At 66.3% G+C, this 17000-nt stretch carries 15 protein-coding genes and 1 pseudogene; 9 read left to right on the forward strand and 7 right to left on the reverse strand.

Features of this window, described 5'->3' with window-relative positions:
- The first annotated feature begins 16 nt into the window (after positions 1-16).
- Positions 17-955, forward strand: coding sequence for a transcriptional regulator GcvA (gene gcvA / locus ACZIYR_RS07750; protein WP_483528787.1), 939 nt, complete (start codon positions 17-19; stop codon positions 953-955).
- A 152-nt stretch (positions 956-1107) separates the two neighbouring features.
- Here gcvA and ACZIYR_RS07755 read toward each other — a convergent pair whose 3' ends face one another.
- Complete coding sequence (locus ACZIYR_RS07755) at positions 1108-1533, reverse strand: VOC family protein (RefSeq protein WP_483528788.1); 426 nt, start codon at positions 1531-1533, stop codon at positions 1108-1110.
- Between the two features lie 81 nt (positions 1534-1614).
- Positions 1615-1839: a WCX domain-containing protein gene (locus ACZIYR_RS07760; protein ID WP_483528789.1), complete on the reverse strand. Its 225-nt coding sequence runs from the start codon at positions 1837-1839 to the stop codon at positions 1615-1617.
- A gap of 174 nt (positions 1840-2013) precedes the next feature.
- On the opposite strand from ACZIYR_RS07760, the gene ACZIYR_RS07765 reads away from it, so the two are divergent.
- The 4 genes from ACZIYR_RS07765 to ACZIYR_RS07780 all read left to right on the forward strand — a co-directional run bounded on the left by ACZIYR_RS07765 (position 2014) and on the right by ACZIYR_RS07780 (position 4828).
- Positions 2014-2733: a LysR substrate-binding domain-containing protein gene (locus ACZIYR_RS07765; protein WP_473033215.1), complete on the forward strand. Its 720-nt coding sequence runs from the start codon at positions 2014-2016 to the stop codon at positions 2731-2733.
- A gap of 89 nt (positions 2734-2822) precedes the next feature.
- A complete protein-coding gene (locus tag ACZIYR_RS07770) occupies positions 2823-3140 on the forward strand; it encodes a hypothetical protein (protein WP_483528790.1) in 318 nt (105 codons plus the stop codon).
- Between the two features lie 104 nt (positions 3141-3244).
- Positions 3245-3604 (forward strand): YciI family protein, encoded by a 360-nt coding sequence (locus ACZIYR_RS07775; RefSeq protein ID WP_483528791.1) that lies wholly within the window; start codon positions 3245-3247, stop codon positions 3602-3604.
- A gap of 3 nt (positions 3605-3607) precedes the next feature.
- Positions 3608-4828, forward strand: a complete 1221-nt coding sequence (locus ACZIYR_RS07780; protein WP_473033219.1) for an RNA polymerase sigma factor — start codon at positions 3608-3610, stop codon at positions 4826-4828.
- On the opposite strand, the gene ligB is transcribed toward ACZIYR_RS07780, so the two are convergent.
- Positions 4814-6538 (reverse strand): NAD-dependent DNA ligase LigB, encoded by a 1725-nt coding sequence (ligB, locus tag ACZIYR_RS07785; protein ID WP_483528792.1) that lies wholly within the window; start codon positions 6536-6538, stop codon positions 4814-4816. The two genes, ACZIYR_RS07780 and ligB, sit on opposite strands and share 15 nt — an antisense overlap.
- A gap of 113 nt (positions 6539-6651) precedes the next feature.
- A pseudogene (locus tag ACZIYR_RS07790) lies at positions 6652-7539 on the reverse strand (carboxy terminal-processing peptidase); the annotation flags it as partial.
- Between ACZIYR_RS07790 and ACZIYR_RS07795 the strand changes: the two are divergent.
- Positions 7502-7867, forward strand: coding sequence for a hypothetical protein (locus ACZIYR_RS07795; protein ID WP_473035103.1), 366 nt, complete (start codon positions 7502-7504; stop codon positions 7865-7867). The pseudogene ACZIYR_RS07790 and the gene ACZIYR_RS07795 overlap by 38 nt on opposite strands.
- Positions 7868-8103: 236 nt before the next feature.
- Here ACZIYR_RS07795 and soxR read toward each other — a convergent pair whose 3' ends face one another.
- On the reverse strand, positions 8104-8553 hold the full coding sequence (soxR, locus tag ACZIYR_RS07800) for a redox-sensitive transcriptional activator SoxR (RefSeq protein WP_483528793.1): 450 nt from the start codon (positions 8551-8553) through the stop codon (positions 8104-8106).
- A 97-nt stretch (positions 8554-8650) separates the two neighbouring features.
- Here soxR and ACZIYR_RS07805 point away from each other — a divergent pair, with 97 nt between their 5' ends.
- Complete coding sequence (locus ACZIYR_RS07805) at positions 8651-10522, forward strand: ABC transporter ATP-binding protein (protein WP_473033222.1); 1872 nt, start codon at positions 8651-8653, stop codon at positions 10520-10522.
- A gap of 124 nt (positions 10523-10646) precedes the next feature.
- On the forward strand, positions 10647-13769 hold the full coding sequence (locus ACZIYR_RS07810; RefSeq protein ID WP_483528794.1) for an ATP-binding protein: 3123 nt from the start codon (positions 10647-10649) through the stop codon (positions 13767-13769).
- Between the two features lie 2 nt (positions 13770-13771).
- Here ACZIYR_RS07810 and ACZIYR_RS07815 read toward each other — a convergent pair whose 3' ends face one another.
- Positions 13772-15412 (reverse strand): FAD-dependent oxidoreductase, encoded by a 1641-nt coding sequence (locus ACZIYR_RS07815; protein WP_483528795.1) that lies wholly within the window; start codon positions 15410-15412, stop codon positions 13772-13774.
- 231 nt (positions 15413-15643) lie between these two features.
- On the opposite strand from ACZIYR_RS07815, the gene ACZIYR_RS07820 reads away from it, so the two are divergent.
- Positions 15644-16081, forward strand: a complete 438-nt coding sequence (locus ACZIYR_RS07820) for a VapA/VapB family virulence-associated protein (protein ID WP_473033225.1) — start codon at positions 15644-15646, stop codon at positions 16079-16081.
- 59 nt (positions 16082-16140) lie between these two features.
- Here the strand turns inward: ACZIYR_RS07820 and nfo are convergent, their stop codons facing one another.
- Positions 16141-16989: a deoxyribonuclease IV gene (gene nfo, locus ACZIYR_RS07825; RefSeq protein ID WP_473033226.1), complete on the reverse strand. Its 849-nt coding sequence runs from the start codon at positions 16987-16989 to the stop codon at positions 16141-16143.
- Positions 16990-17000: the final 11 nt, after the last annotated feature.

Genomic DNA, 17000 nt, shown 5'->3' on the forward strand with positions numbered 1-17000 from the left:
AAAATAAAACTCATCCATGATGCCGCGACGACTGCCTTCTCTCTCCGCCCTGCGTGCCTTCGAGGCGGCGGCGCGCCACCTCAGCGCCAAGCGTGCTGCCGAGGAACTCTCGGTCACGCCGACGGCGATCAGCCATCAGATCCGCCAGCTCGAGGAGAGCCTGGGCGTGGCCCTGTTCGTGCGGCGGCCGCGGCAGCTGGTGCTGACGACTCAGGGCCAGGCGCTGCTCACCGTGCTGAGCGACTCCTTCGATGCCATCGCCGAGACGGTGACCAAGCTGCGCCGTCCGCCGACGCGGCAGGCGGTAACGCTCTCGACCACTCCGGCCGTGGCAGCACGCTGGCTGCTGCCCTGGGTCTGCCTGCTGCGCGATGCCCACCCGCAGATCGACCTGAGCATTCAGGTCTCACACAAAGCGGTCGCCCTGGATGGCGTCGTCGCCGACATGGCGATTCGCTACGGTGAGGGCCCCTGGCCCGGGCTGGTCGCGGAGAAGCTGTTCGACAATGTCTTCGTGCCCGTGTGCAGCCCCGTGCTGAAGCTGCGTGAACCGGCTGAACTGGTGCGCCATACGCTGCTGCACTTCTCTTCGCCCGCGCCGTTGGACTGGGTGGCCTGGCAGCGCCAGGTCCAGGTACCGGGGCTCGACGTCAGCGCCGGACTGATGTTCTCCGACGAGACCCATGGCATCGCCGCTGCCCTGGACGGCCAGGGCATAGCCCTGATGAGCCGGCACCTGATCGAGGCGGAGCTGCGCCAAGGGCGCCTGGTACAGCCATTCGGCCCCGAGGTTAAGGCCGCTCCCTTCCAGCTCGTCTACCCGCCCGAGCGGCTCGAGGAACCGGCCATCGCCGCCGTGCGCGAGTGGATCATGGGACTATTGGACACTGCGTCCAGGGCGCGTGCCTGTAGGTCAAGCACCGGGGGCAGCCTTAGCGAGCAGGCTGGTAGATAGTGATGCTTATCAGGAGCAAAGCGGCTTGGGAGTCGAGGCTCAATGTATCGATTTAGACCGATCCCGTTTGAGGTTGGGGAATAAGGCGCCGCAGTTCTGCAATACGTGATGATCTCAACGGCGCCCATCAGCGAGGAGGGCGGGGAAGCCAGCTACGCCTCCTTCTCGTAGTTGATCATCCAGGCGACGCCGAACTTGTCCACCAGCATGCCGAAGCGGTGCGCCCAGAAGGTTTCTTCGAGTGGCATCTCCACGCTACCGTTGTCGGCCAGCGCGTTGAAGAGCCGTTCGGCCTCCTCTACTGAGTCGACACCGACCGCAATGCTCGCGCCTTTGATGCCTTCATAGGGCGCCGGGCAGAAGGGGGCGTTGTCCGATGCCATCAATAACTGGTCGCCAATACGCAGGCGTGCATGCATCACCAGGTCGCGGGCTTCGTCGGGTATCTCCATGCCCTCGCTGCTGGGCATCTCGGCATAGGTGGAAATGGCCTTCAATTCGGCGTCGAAGCAACGCTGGTAGAACGCGAAGGCTTCGCGGCAGTTGCCGTCGAAGATCAGGTAGGTGGAAAGCTGCATGGTGAATCTCCAAGGGTTGTGGTTGGTGCTACTTCCCTTCGTCGATTCAACATAGTCGCTTTCGACAGGCACGCGCATTTTCTATCGGTCAGTCTGGACGGCCAGACGCTGGAGACGGGCGGCCTGCTGGGCAAGGGCGCTGCAAAGCTCGGGTGGGTAGAGGATCTCGAAGTCGTAGGGCTGACGGGCGAGTTGATGAGCGAACCAGGTCAGGCTGTCAGTACGGGCGTGCAGCAGCACGGCGCTGCCATCGGGAGTGAACATGCCGATATGGCGACCTAGCTCTTCGAGGGCATGAGCAAGCACGTGAGTCTAGATGTCCTTCATCCAGAAGCAGGCGAAGAATCATGACGCTCAAGGCTGTCGCCAGGTGCCTGTTCGCGTTCGTGCATGCCGTAGTCGCGAATTACCCCGGCCACGCGCAGCCGGTAGTCATCGAAGACCACTTCGCGGCCCTGTGTCTGGCGGCGCGTCCGCCAGGTGGTGCCGACGGCGGCGGCGGAACACCTGTATCCGGTGTTGCAGCGCGGCTTCGATGCCTTCGGTGACGCCCTTGAGGTGCTGCGCGAGCAGACGGCGCCGGCCAGCGTCACGCTCTCCTGCACCCCAGCCTTTGCCAGCCACTGGCTGTTGCCGCGGCTGGCCGACTTCCATGAACGGCACCCCGATATCGACTTGCGCATTCACGCCAGCGAAGTGCCCCTGGATCTATCGCGCGGTGCCGCGCTGGCGATTCGCTATGGCATGGGGCCCTACCCGGAGCATCAGGCCGAGGTGCTGGCGGATGACAGCTTTGCCCTGGTGGCCAGCCCGCAGCTGGGGCTGAGCGGGTATGAGGATCTGCACAGGGTCCGGCACATCGTCTTCGACTGGTACTGCGCTACGCTGGGCCTGCCGTCTTGGCAGCACTGGTGCCAAGCGGCGGGTGGCAGCATCGCCGACCTGGGCGCGAGCCTAACCTTCTCCGACGAGAGTCATGCGATCCAGGCGGCCATTGCCGGCCAGGGCGTGGCACTGCTGAGCCAAACGCTGGTGAAGGATGAACTTGAACGTGGCGTGCTGCAGGTCCCCTTCGGGCCAAGGCTTCCTGGGCTGCGTTATCAGCTGATTCGGCACAGCCGCTTCGCTGGCCATGTTGCCCTTGAGCGAGTGGCCGAATGGCTACGAGAAGTGTTCGCTGAGCCGTGCCTGGGCGCTTGAGATAAGTCGAATAGTGGCGCCCTTGCCAAGGCGTTCTATCCTTTGCGGTGACAAGGATGCCGCGTACCTATCACCGTTAAGGAGAGGCAATGTTTTCGTTCGAGATTTGGGTCGCCTATACCGCGGCCTGCATTCTGCTGGTGCTTGCGCCAGGGCCTGACAACCTGCTGGCCTTCATTCCCCAGTTCGTTGACCCAGCGGCAGGATCCGTCGCCGTGCAGATGCTCATCTATGGTGGCTGGTTTGCCGCGTTGACGGCAGTCGGGTTCTCTCTCATGGGCGTCTTTGCGGCGCGTCTCTCCATCTGGCTGCAGGCGCGGCCGCGGATCGTTTCTGGTCTCAATGTCGGTGCCGGCCTGACTTTCGTGGTCACGGGCCTGTCGGTGGTGGCCATGAAGCAGCGTTGATCTCCCTGCAGCTTGGCGTGGGTCGATGTCGAAAAGCGCCGACCTGCAGCGATAGTGTGATGACCAGGGCGAACGGCCTTGTCAGGTAAATGGGGAGAGATGACATGCAATACATGCTGATGTGCTGTATCGACGAAGCGCTGTGGGAGGGACTGCCGGAGGCGTCCCGCGATGCGGTAATGCACGACTACCATGCGCTGATCCAGGAGATGGTCACCAGCGGCGCTTATCGCGGCGGGGCGCGTCTGCAGTCGGTGGAAAGTGCTACCACGCTGCGCGAGCAGAATGGCCAGGTGGTGACCCACGACGGGCCTTTCGCCGAGGCCCGCGAGCAGTTGGGGGGTTTCCATGTCGTGGAGTGCCGCGATCTAGACGAGGCGCTGGCGCTGGCCCGGCGCATTCCGCCGCTGCGAGTGGGGGGCTCGGTCGAGGTGCGGCCGGTCGACCCCGCCTATCGCATGTAGGCAATGAATCTCGACGCGCTCTATCGCGAGGCCTATGGCCGATTGTTGGCGGGTCTGATTCGTCGCTTCGGCGACTTCGCCTTGGCCGAGGATGCGCTGCAGGCGGCCTTCGAGGCCGCCATGTATCAGTGGCCCGAGCAGGGTACGCCCCCCAGTCCCCTGGCCTGGCTGGCGGCGACCGCCCGCCACAAGGCGCTCGATCAGCTGCGCCATCGCCAGATGCTCGAGCGCAAGCAGGGCGAGTTGGCCATGCATCTCGAGCAGACACTGGGCGAGGCGCCAGCGCCGGATGATGAGGTGCCGCTGGATAGCCTACGGCTGATGTTCACCTGCTGCCACCCGGCGCTCGGGCGTCCCGCTCAGGTTGCCTTGACCTTGCGCACCCTGGGCGGTCTGACCACCGAGGAAATTGCCCGCGCGTTCATGCTGCCGGTGCCGACGCTGGCCCAGCGTCTTGTACGCGCCCAGGCCAAGATACGCGATGCCGGCATTCCGTTCGAGGTGCCGGATGACGCCGCCCTTGGTGAGCGTCTCGATGCGGTGCTGGCGGTGATCTACCTGATCTTCAACGAGGGTTATGCCGCCAGCGGCGGTGAGCGGCTAGTGCGCGAGGAACTGTGTCATGAAGCCATCCGTCTGGGCCGCTTGCTCGTGGGGCTGATGCCCGCCGAGCCCGAAGCGCGCGGCCTGTTGGCACTGATGCTGTTCCACGATGCACGGCGCGATACGCGTCTCGACGAGGACGGCGATATCGTTCTGCTGGAGGATCAGGATCGCTCGCGCTGGCATCATGAATCGATAGAAGAGGGGCGTGCCCATCTGCACCAGGTGCTGCGCGACGGCCCACCCGGCCCCTATGTCGTGCAGGCCGCCATCGCCGGGCTGCACGTCGAGGCGCCAGGCGCCGCCGACACCGACTGGCGGCGCATTGCGGCGCTCTACAGCCTGCTCTACGCCATGCAACCGACCCCGGTGGTGGCGCTGAACCGTGCCGTGGCGATCGCCATGGCCGATGGTCTCGAAGTCGGCCTGGCACTGCTCGATGAGATTCACCTGCCGGGATACCACCTGCTGCCGGCGGTACGCGCCGATCTACTGCGGCGCCTGAAACGCTATGCTGAGGCCGCCGAGGCGTATCGCGAGGCGTTGGCGCTATCGCCCCAGGCGGCGGAGAGGCGCTTTCTCGAACGCCGCCTGGCCGAGGTGCAGTCAGCCCTGGGCTGACTCGACCAGGGCGTCGAGCCAGGCGTTGATGCGCGGATCGCTGAAGAACGCTACCAGCCGCTCGGCGGTGATCTCGCCGATGCCTGCCCGGGCGCGCCAGTCGGTCGCGGAGCGCTGGCGCAGTTCGGCGAGTGTGACCTCGCCATTGGCGTCTTGAAGTGCCGCGGGCGCGACCTTGGGCATCCCCAGGGCCACCAGCCAGCGGGGTAGCGACTGCTCGGCGCTCTCGGCGAACAGGGCGTGCCACTGGGCGGCGCGTACCTCGCCGACGCCGTGGGGCTGCTGCAACTGAGTCGGGCTGAGGTCGCGCCAGTCGAGCAGCTCCTCGAGTAGCCCCGCATCGATCAGGCGCTGCCAGCTGCCCTCGCCGATGCCGGCCATGTCTAGGCCGTCCGGGCCGGAGAGCCACGTCAGCCGGGCCAGAAACTGGCTTTCGCAGCCCGGGCTCAGACGCAGGCAGCTGAGGGGGTGAAATGCCTCGGCGTCTGGGACTTCCAGGGGCGGGCGCGGCTGGCGGCGCGTCAGCACCGACTCGAACTGGGGGATGGTCAACCCGGCAAGGCGAATTGTGACGTGATCCCCAGGGCGGATATCGTGACGTTGCCACTGCGCCAGCGAGCCGAGGCTGACGCGGCGGATCGTGCGATCGTCGAGAACGGTGGGCATCAACCTGAGTACCGGGGTGATCTGGCCGGTGCGGCCAACGCGGAACTCGATGCCGCGTACTTCGGCCATCGCCTGCTGGGCCGGGTGCTTCCAGGCCACCGCCCAGGCCGGCGCGGCCGCCTGCCAAGCCTCGGCATCTGGCCGCTGGCTCTGACGCACGACGATGCCATCGGTGGCAAAGGGGAGGGCGCCGCGATACCAGCGCTGACGCCAGGCGGCCACCTCATCGGCACGGGTCACCGCCTGGGTCATGGCCACGCTGTCGTCAAAGCCCCAGGCGGTGAGCCTGTCCAGCCGCTGCTGCATGCCGGCTGGCCCGTCCGGCCAGTCCCAGACGAACAGGCCGACCCGCTCGGCATCCTCCGTCTGCCAGGCATGGCGCGACATCAGGCCGATGATGGCACTGCGCGCCCCGGCGCTGCCGTGCTCGGCCTGCACGTGGTCATCAAGGCGCAGATAGAGCTCGCCCTGCAGCACTACGCGCGCTGGGTAGGGGGCTGTCAGGCGCTGGGCAACATGGGGCGCCTGGCGTAGATGTGGCAGCCAGTCGCTGCCGCGTTCGCCGTCGCCGCGGCTGATGGCCTGTACCAGCTGGCCGCGTTCATAGACCAGCGTCACGGCTACGCCGTCGACCTTGGGCTGCACCCATAGCGAGTGAGCCTGACGGCGCTGCATCCAGCGTGCCAGGCTGGCCTGGTCGTCGAGCTTGGCCAGGCCGGTCTGTGCCACCGGGTGGTGGAGCGGGCCGTCGGGTTCATGCGGGGTGTCGGCGGAGCGCTTACCGCGGCAGACCTGCCAGCGTTCCAGCCGCTGGCGTGCCTGGTCGTAAAGGGCATCCTCGACCAACCGCTCGCCGCGCTGATAATAGGCTTCGTCCCAGGCGGCAACGCGTTCGGCGAGCTGTTCGACACTGGCATCATCCGGTGCCGTATCGGGGCAGTCATGCGCAACGGCGGTGGGCAGCAGAGTGGCGCTGCAGAAAGCCAACGCCAAGCTGGCGAACCAGTGCAGTAGGCCCGGAGCGGTGTAGCGGAGAGCGACCATGCTGACATCCTTGTCATTGCCGTGGGTGATACGGCGTTGATATCAGCATAGTCGAATACACAAACGCCTGCCCCGCCAGGGTGGCGGGGCAGGCGGGCAGTGCGTGGTGCGGGTTAGCGGCGTTCGGACAGCAGTGCGTAGTCGAGGAGCACCTCGGCGCTTTCCAGCAGCTTGGCACGTTCGGCGGGTTCGCTCTCCTCTTCATCCTCGCCGCGGGCGTCGACCCAGTCGTCGAGTAGCTCGAGACCCAGGGCGCGACGGCGGTCGTTCTCGAGGCCGAGCTGACGTCCCTCTAGCTCTTCCATCTCGCGCTGGCGCTGCTCGCGGTTGAGGCTGACGCTGGTCTGCTCTTCGCGCAGCTCGCGGGCCAGTTCCGCCTGAGACTCGAGATAGACGAAGTTGGGGTTCGCTGCCACGCGCTCGCGGTGCCGTGCACTCAGCTCTTCGAGATAGCGCCACGGCTCGCCGTAGTGGCGATACTGCACGGCGCGCACGGTGTCCCACTCCAGGGCGTTGTCGAGGGCGCTCTCGCCGATGATCTCGGGGTCGAGCAGGCTGGGGAACACTCTGTCCGGTTCCACGCCGCGGTGCTGAGTACTCTCGCCGGAGATGCGGTAGAACTTGGCGCGGGTCAGCTTGACCTGGCCGTGGCTGAGGTCGTTGACGGTCTGCACCGTGCCCTTGCCAAAGGTACGGTTGCCGAGCACCAGGCCGCGACCGTAGTCCTGGATGGCGCTGGCGAAAATTTCCGAGGCCGACAGTCGGTTGACCAGCACCCCCAGCGGCCCCTCGTAGAGGCTGCCGCTCTCGGTGTCGCCGTAGAGGCTGATGCGGCCACGGGTGTCGCGCACCTGCACGGTGGGGCCGCGGTCGATGAACAGGCCGATCAGCGAATTGGCTTCCTGCAAGGCGCCACCGCCGTTGTTGCGCAGGTCGAGCACGATGCCCTCGACGCCCTGCTCCTTGAGTGACTCGACCTCGCGCGCCACGTCGCGGGTGGTGCAGGAGCTGGGCGTTGCGCTGTTGGGTAGCCTGGCCACCTTCGTCTATCGCGCCCAGGTCAGCGCGACGATGGCCGATGGCGAAATTGCTGAGGCGGCGGGTATCGTGGAGGATAGCCTATGGGTCACCGTTGCGGCCGGCGATAGCCTGCCTGCCGGCGTACTGATGGAAGCCCAGCAGGCCTTTACCGCGGGGCTGAATGTGACCGCCACCGTGGGCGGCATCGCTATCCTGGCGCTGGCGGTGGTCTCCATCGTCAGCCTGCGCCATGTCGGGGCCATCGGAGGAGAAATTCAGGGGTCATCAGCCGAGAAAGGCGAGCCCTGATCGTTACGCCAACGATGCTATGCAGTGCCTCGATGTCCAGGTAGCCGAACACGGCGTGCAGGAGCGGTTCGATGTGGTTGGCGTGGGCCATGCGCTCGCCCGGCTCGTATCCGTAGTCGCCCCGGGCGCCGAGTACTACCAGGCGCTTGTTCATCTCCGTCAGCATAGCCCCGGTGGCCAGTCCGGGCCTGGCTGTGGCGGGGCTGATGAGGGGGCGGGCGCTCAGGGGCGCGGGCTCAGTCGGGTTCCAGCAGCTGTGCGCCGCAGCCCTGCTCGCTCAGTTCATCATCGGGGTTGCGCAGCGGGCACTCGTCCAGGGACAGGCAGCCGCAGCCGATGCAGTGGTCGAGCTGGTCGCGCAGCTGGGTGAGGCAGCGGATGCGCTCGTCCAGGGCCGCTCGCCAGTCAGCCGAGAGGCGCTGCCAGTCAGCGGCACCGGGGGCTCGGGCATCGGGCAGGGTGTCGAAGGCCTCGCGTATCTCGTCGAGCGAGATGCCAGTGCGCTGGGCAACCTTGATGATCGCCAAGCGGCGCAGGACGTCGCGCCGGAAGCGCCGCTGGTTGCCGGCATTGCGGCGGCTGGTGATCAGCCCCTTGGCCTCGTAGAAGTGGATGGCCGAGACCGCCAGGCCGCTTCGCCGGGCGACCTCGCCGACGCTCAGCTCGCGCGGCAGGGGAGGGGACATGACATTCTCCTTGACCTCGACTTAACTAGAGGTTTTACCCTGCCTGCCATTCTCGGGCAAGCGGGCCCGGGCCCCTGAATGCAACTGGACGGCTGCCATGTTTCGCTACTTCGAGACCCTGGTGAATCCCTATCCCAAGGAGAGTCGGGGAACCCCGCCCACGGGATTGTTCGCCTTTATCCTGCACTTCTCACGGCCGGTGCTGCCGCTGCTGATCGTGATGTCGCTGCTCACGGCCCTGGTCTCGGCGGCGGAGGTGCTCTTCTTTCACTACATGGGACAGCTGGTGGACTGGCTGGCCGGCGCTGAGCGGGAGGGCTTCTTCGCCGACTACGGCTGGCGCCTGGCGGGCATCGCGGCGCTGGTGCTGGTTGGCCTGCCGATGTTGACCCTGCTGCAGGCGCTGGTGACCCACCAGAGCATCTTCGGCAACTACCCAATGATCGGGCGCTGGTTGGCGCATCGCCATATGCTGGGCCAGAGCCTGGCCTTCTATCAGGACGAGTTCGCCGGACGGGTCTCCCAGAAGGTGATGCAGACTGCCCTAGCGATCCGCGAGACGGTGATGAAGCTGATGGACCTGATGGTCTATGTGGTCGTTTACTTCACCGGCGCCATGCTGCTGATGGGGCGCGCCGAGCCCTGGCTGATGCTGCCGCTGGTGATATGGCTTGTCGGCTATGTCGCCATCATGTGGGTCTTCGTGCCGCGGCTGCGGGCGGTCTCCATGGCCCAGGCCGACGCCCGTGCGGTGATGACCGGGCGCATCGTCGACAGCTACAGCAATATCCAGACCATCAAGCTGTTCGCCGACACCCGTCGCGAGCAGGCCTACGCCCGGGATGCCATGGAGGGCTTCATGACTACCGTCTACCGGCAGATGCGCCTGGCGACCTGGCTCACCGTGAGCCTGACAGCGCTCAACTCGCTGCTGCTGGCCGGGGTGGCGGCCATGGCCATCGGCGCCTGGTACCTGGAGACGGTGTCCCTGGGCATCATCGCCGTGGCGATCGCCCTGGTGATGCGTATCCGCTTCATGTCCGATTGGATCCTCTGGGAGGTGGCGGGGCTCTTCGAGAACATCGGCACCGTGCAGGATGGCATCAACACCATCGCCCGGGAGCCGGCGGTGACCGACGCGCCCGATGCCCGGGCGCTCTCGGTACCCCGCGGCGAGATTCGTTTCGAAGCCCTGCGCTTCGGCTACGCGCGCCCCGACGGCGAGGGCCGCCGAGTCTTCGACGGGCTCGACCTGACCATTGCGTCCGGCGAGAAGGTGGGGCTGATCGGCCGCTCCGGGGCTGGCAAGTCCACGCTGGCCAACCTGCTGCTGCGCTTCTACGACCTGGAGGACGGGCGCATCCTCATCGACGACCAGGACGTCGCCGGGGTGACCCAGGAGTCGCTGCGCCGGCATATCGGCATGGTCACCCAGGACACCTCGCTGCTGCACCGTTCGGTGCGCGACAACATCCGCTACGGCAGCCCGGAGGCCAGCGAGGAGCAGATTCGGGAGGCGGTGCGCCGCGCCCATGCCGATACCTTCATCGACGACCTGGTGGATCTCCAGGGACGCCGCGGCCTGGACGCCCACGTCGGCGAGCGGGGCGTGAAGCTCTCCGGCGGCCAGCGCCAGCGCATCGCCATCGCCCGGGTGCTGCTCAAGAACGCGCCCATCCTGGTGCTGGACGAGGCCACCTCGGCGCTGGACTCCGAGGTGGAGGCGGCGATCCAGGAGCAGCTCTACGCGCTGATGGCGGGCAAGACGGTGATCGCCATCGCCCACCGCCTCTCCACCATCGCCATGCTCGACCGGTTGGTGGTCATCGACGAGGGGCAGATCGTCGAGAGCGGCACCCACCAGGAGCTGCTGGCCCGAGACGGCCTCTACGCCGCCCTGTGGCGGCGCCAGTCCGGCGGCTTCATCGGGGTGGATATCGAGGGGGAGGCGGCCGAGCTCTCCTCGTAAGCGATGCCCGTGCCGGGGCACTCTGCCGCTGGGGAGCGATCTGCTAGGCTAAGACTCTGCTAATGTTGAGTCTCAACGAGCCGCGATGGCTTTCACGTCGCGCCTCCAGGAAAGGAAGCCAACCGTGCCACTCCCACAAGACGGGCGCTTGCGGCTGGATCGCCAGCGTTTGAAAGAGCACCGCAAGAGGCTCGGCCTGAGCCAGGAGGCCCTGGCCGAGCACTGTTTCGACCGGCGCCTGTGCGTCTCCATCGCATCCATCAAGCGGGCCGAGAGCGGGCGGGCGGTGCTCTATCGCACCGCTCGCCACCTGGCCGATATCTACGGTGTCGAGGTCGAGGACCTGTCGGCGGTGGCCGAGGCGGCTGGCGACGAACCCAGCGCCGAGACCGAGGAGATGGAAAGCGCGCGTCTGCTGATTCAGCTGCACGCTGTGGCGGCCGACAAGGCGGCCATGGCCACCTGGGTGAAGCATTTCGGCGGCAGCCTGGCAGAGCCAGGGACGGCACTCTTCGGGCTGCCCCGTGCCTACCGCAGCGATGCGCAGCGCGGGCTGCTGTGCGCGGTGACCCTGATAGAGCAGGGGGTGGCCCCGGGCGCTCGCCTTCAGGCTGGCCGCTGGCCGGTCGCGGAGCCTCCGGCGATGGGAGCCGGTACGAGCGGCGTTTGGGTCGAGCGCGGGGTGGCAGTGCAGCTCGTCGAGCGCTTCGTCTTCGAGGATCGCGGCGGCAGCTGGCTGCGCTATTGCCATCCCCGCGATGAGGCACAGGAGGCGCGCTTCGAACTGGTGGGGCGCCGTGTCCAGTTGGGGCAGCTGCAAGCCATCCTGGAGAGTACACAGGCCTACCAGGACGGCCATCTGATCTATATCCGCGGCATGGCTGGCATCGGCAAGACTCGGCTCAGCGCCGAGTTTGCCGCGATGGCGGCGGCCCATGCCGATCACCACCAGGCGGAGGTGCTGGATTTCGGTACTCGCGCCGATGAGGGCCCGCTGATGCAGCTTGCCCGCTCACTGCTGCAGACATCGGACAAAACCGTGGACGAGGCGCAGCTGCTAGCCCGCCTCTCGGCGCTGCGGTTGCCTCTGGATCATGCCATGCTGCTGCGCCCGCTGCTGGGTCTGCCACAGCCGGAGAATGCCCAGCGTCTCTATGCGGCGATGACGCCGGAGACTCGTAGCCAGCGTTTGACCCTGGCGCTGTGCGACCTCATTCTGGCGCGGTCCATTCACCGCCCCCAACTCCTTGTGGTAGAGGACCTTCACTGGGCCGACGAAGCGTTGCTGGGCACCCTGACAGGGCTGCTCCAGGCCACCCTGGAAGCGCCGGTGATCTGGCTGTTCACCTCGCGCCTGGAACAGGACCCGCTGGAGACCCGCTTGCGACCGCAGCTGCCGGAGTCGCCGCTGACCCTGATCGAGCTGCCGCCGCTGCGTCCCCAGGAGGCCGAGGCGCTGGTGGCCAGCTTCGGGACGATTCCCGCTGAACATGCCGCCCGCTGCGTAAGCCAGGCCCAGGGCAATCCGCTGTTCCTGACTCAGCTGCTGCTGTTCCATCCTCATCGTAGCTTGCCGGCCAGCCTTGCCAACCTGGTACAGACCAAGCTGGATCAGCTTACCGAGCTGGATCGCCGGGCCATCTGCATCGCCGCTGCCATGGGGCAGCGTTTCTCCCTGGCGTCGTTGCAGGAGGTGCTGGGGCAGCCCGATTACCACCCCGATCTGCTTCAGCGTCACAGCCTCGTGCGCCCCCTGGAAGAAGGGCGCTACCGCTTCGTGCACGACCTGATTCTGCAGGGCATCTACGAAGGGATCCCCAAGGTACAGCGCGATCGCCTGCATCTCCGCCTGGCCGAGCACTACGGCGAGGCCGAGCCAGGACTGCGTGCACGCCACCTGCACCGTGCGCGATCCCTGGAGGCGCCGAGGGCATTCCTGCAGGCGGTGGCGGCGGAAATGGCTCGTTATCGGCATGAAGAGGCCATGGCGCTGCTGACCCAGTGCCAGTCCATCGACTATGCGCCAAAGGATGAGTACCGGCTGACGTTGCTGCTGGGTCAGGTAGCGATGGCCACCGGGCGCATCCAGGCGGCACGGGAGCACTTCGAAACGGCCCGCGGTGTCGCTGGAGAGGAGCGGCAGCGCATTGCCGCCGACCTCTGGCTGGCCCGGGCCCTGAACATGCTCGATGCCCTGGAGGCCGAGGAGGCGATCCTCGACGAGCTGCTGCCCTTGGGCGAGACGCTGGAGGACCCCTTGCCCCTGGCCGAGGCGCTCTATCTCAAGGGCAACCTCTATTTTCCCCGAGGGGATTTTGCCACCAGTCGGGCATATCACACCCGGGCGCTGGCGCATGCCCGCCGTGGCGGCGGCGTGCGCACCGAGATTCAGGCCCTGAGTGGGCTTGGCGATGCCCATTATGCCGAGGGGCAGATGCGCAGCACCCACGAGCTGTTCGACCACTGCGTGGCGCTATGCCGGACTCACGGTCACGCCGACCTGGAGGCTTCCAACCTGTTCATGCTGGGGACGGCCCGCATCTATGCCAACGAGACCGATGCGGCGCTCGCCGACTGTTTCGATGCCGCCGAGCTGGGCAAACGGGTCGGCAATCGGCGTGCCGAGGTGGTCGCACGGCTGACCGCCGCTTGGATTCTGCTTTCCCAGGGCGATCCCCATGCCGCCGACGAACAGGTCAGCCTGGCGTTGGCCGTGGCTCGCGGTCTGGGGTCAGGGCGCTTTGAGGCCTTCCTGCTGGAGAGTCGTGCCCGGGTCGAACTGATTACCGGACGGCAGGCGCAGGCCCGCGCCACGATCGAGCGATCCTGGCAGCTGGTGGAGCAGCACGGGCTCAAGGCCTTTATCGGCCCCTGGGTGCTGGGCACCAGGGCGCTGCTGGAAGAGGATTCCGAGGCACGTTTGGCCACGCTGAAGCAGGGCGAAGCACTGCTCGACGCTGGCTGCGTGGGGCACAACGGCTACCGCTTCCTGATCGCGGCGGCGGAGGTCTGCCTGCTCGACCGCCGCCCCGCTGAGGCCCGCCACTATGCCGGGCGCCTCACTCAACTGATGGCGGATGAACCCTGCGCCTGGGGCAAGCACCATCGAACCCTGATCGAGGCCCACGCCGACTGGCTGGAGAGGGCCGAGTCCGGTGCCCTGGCGACCCTGCGGGCCTGCTGGCGCCGCGGCGAGGCCGCTGGTCTGCTGATGACGCAGCCCTGCCTGGCGGCCCAGCGGCTGTGAGCCTATTCGGATTGGTTGGTATGCCCCAGCACCAGAGCGATGATCTGCGCCGATTGCTCCAAGCACTGCTCCTGCAGGCCAGCGCCGCGAGTCCAGCCGCCGGCGAACAGCAGCGGGCACACGTCCCGATGGCCCTCGATGTGTTTCCGGGCGTTGGTACCGTTGTAGCGGGCGATGTCCGCCTGAGCTTCCAGGCAGTCGGCATCCAGCACATTGTGCTTGAACACCGTCCAGGCCTTGTTCTCCAGCTCAGCGGCCAGGCGCGGCAGCCGGTCCCGGTAGCCGGCCTCGTGGGGTTCGGCTTCCACCAGCGCGGCGGGGGCGTTGAGGGGAGAAGGGCGCCGGTCGAGCATCTCGCGCCGGGGAATGCGATTGAGGTCATCCACTAGTGAGACGAAGTACTGCGGCAGGCCCGCCTGATCGTAGTCGGGGTTAACGGCATCGTTCTGGTGGCGATTCGCCACATAGTCGATGCGGTAGGGGAAGAGGGTGTCGTCGGCGCTACGCACTTCGATGTTGTAGGTGCGCCACAGGTTGCGGTCGGGAGGCAGGCGAGCGGCGGCGGTATGACAGACTCCGAAGCTGCGGGTGTAGCGCACCTTGCCAAGGATATGCTCAAGCTCCCGCTGGGTGTCGGCAAGGCCGCCGCCGAACGTCAGCATGGGCAGGGCATCTTCGGCGTGGGTCGCCATGATTAGCAGGTCTGCCTCCCAGCGGCGTTCGCCTGGGGCACGCTCCGCCAGCGTCACGCCCTGCGGCGAGACGCTGGCCTCCACCTCGATGCCCCGCAGGATCTCGACGCTGGGGCCCTGGGACTCCGGGTTGGCGATATGGGCGGCCAGCGCCTCCAGCCAGTGCTGGGCGCCGTGCTCGAAGTAGCGGCGATCCGGAGGCGAACCACCTTCTTGAATGCGGTAATACTCGAAGGGGGACTGGAGTGGCATGCCGCCGGGGCCGCGATCGTCGGCGAAATACATGGCCGAGATGCGGGGATAGTAGATAACCCGGCGGATTCGCTCTAGGCGAGCCGGAAGCGCTGGGTCCTGCCAGTCAATGGTGATGTGCAACCGATCGGCGGCTGCGGCCAGCATCTCCGCGGGGGCGGCGACGCAGCCGTCGAAGAAGTCGTCGACCGTGTAGCGCGGGGTAACGCGCCGGCTCTCTACCAGCTCGATGGCGCTGCGGTGTACCACGGTGATCAGCGGTGCCAGCTTGCCTCCCTCGGCCTGGCTCAGTTCGTGAGCCGGGTCGCTGACGCCGCGAACCAGATCGCTATCGTCCGTCAGGGCGATGCGCCCGTCGCGGCTGTAATAGCTCTCGGTATTCTCCAGAGGCTTCATGCGCGACAGCTCGCCGATCTCGCCGAGCACCGCGCGCAGGCGGTGATAGGTGGCCAGGTTGACATCGTTGACCCCCAGATCGGCCCAGCGTCGATAGGGAACGTCGGGCTTTCCCGGCTGGCGACGGTTGCCCATGTCGACCCACACCGTCTCGGCATTGCCGCCTAGGGTGGCCTTGCGTTCGAATACGGTGACCTCGATTTCCCTGGCCGTCTCGCCGCCATATTTCTGCAGATAGTAGGCCAGCGACAGGCCGGAGACGCCGCCGCCAATGACGGCGACCCGGAGCGGTGCATGGTCCATGGTGATACTCCCTGGGCAGTGGTTTGCTTCAGGGTCGTTTATCTGCGCGCTTCAACCAAGAGGGCGGGAGACGCTGATACCGAAGTGATCCGCTGGGTGGTATCCCGCGGCAGCGGTGATACCAAGCTGATGCTGTCACCTCATGGCAACTGGACTGGAATGGTTAGGGCAGCTAAACCGCGGTCGGTTAATGGCCGCTTATTCCACGACATCTGCACGAGGTATTAACCGATGAACGCTCCTCACGATATTGACAAGCAACTAATCGCTCACGACTTTCGCGTCGCGATGAATGGCAAGCTGGAGCCAGAGCAGATTGATGAGGTGGCCGAAAGGCTGGTTGCTTCAGAGAAGGCCTATGGTGCGACAGGAAGCGTGGCCAGCCTAATTTTCTACCTTCAGTTCCAGGTTAACATTACCGATGGCAAGAGCTTCGATGGCCACGCCGGTGGGGCCTCATCCCCAGGGGGTGGTGCACTCTTTGGGGATGTCTACACTGACGATATCGACCGGCTCTATCGCGATACCGTGAGTTTCGAGTTTCAGTCGACGCCGGTTTATCTGAGCATCCTGTTTTTCGACCGCAACAGCAAGCTGCTGGGCCATTTCCAGTCGGGCACGGTCTCCACGGTCAGCGGCATAGGAGGAGGCAAGGGCAGCTGGGGCTGAGTGTCGCCCTCGCTTCCCACCCGGGGTGCGCTTGTTGCCCCGGGTGCTTGCTGCCTGACTCAATCAGACTCGATCTGGGCACGCAGCCAGGCGATCTCCTCGGCCCAGATGGCCGGCTCGATGGTCTCCAGCACCATCGGGATCTCATCGATGCGCGGGTCGCGCATCAGGGTGGTGAAGGCGTCCAGCCCGATATTGCCTCGGCCCAGGCTGTGATGGCGATCGACGCGGCTGGCAAATTCGCTCTTGGCATCGTTCAGGTGCATGCCGCGCAGATACCCAAAGCCCACCACCTTGTCGAATTCGTCCAGCGTCTCGGTGCAGGCCTCCGGCGTGCGCAGGTCGTAGCCGGCGGCAAAGGCGTGGCAGGTGTCGAGGCAGACCCCGACACGCGACTTGTCCTCGACCTGGTCGATGATCTCGGCCAGGTGCTCGAAACGCCAGCCCAGGTTGGTGCCCTGGCCGGCGGTGTTCTCGATCACCGCGGTAACGCCGCGGGTGTCGGCGAGCACATGGTTGATCGACTCGGCGATGCGCCTCAGGCACTCGGCTTCGCTGATCTTCTTCAGGTGACTGCCGGGATGGAAGTTGAGCAGGGTGAGCCCGAGCTGTTCGCAGCGCTGGAATTCGTCGAGAAAGGCCGCCCGGGACTTCTCGAGCCCGGCGGTGTCCGGATGGCCAAGATTGATCAGGTAGCTGTCATGGGGAAGGATCTGCCCCGGGCCGAAGCCGTGCTCGCGGCAGGCCGTGCGGAAGGCCTCGATGGCCTCGTCGGTCAGCGGCTTGGCGTGCCACTGGCGCTGGTTCTTGGTGAACAGGGCGAAGGCGTCGCCGCCGATCTCTACGGCGCGCCGCACGGCCTGGTCGGGGCCACCGGCGGCACTGACGTGGGCTCCGAGATATTTCACGCGGGTATCCT

The sequence above is a fragment of the Billgrantia sp. NRB1 genome, from assembly GCF_056921725.1.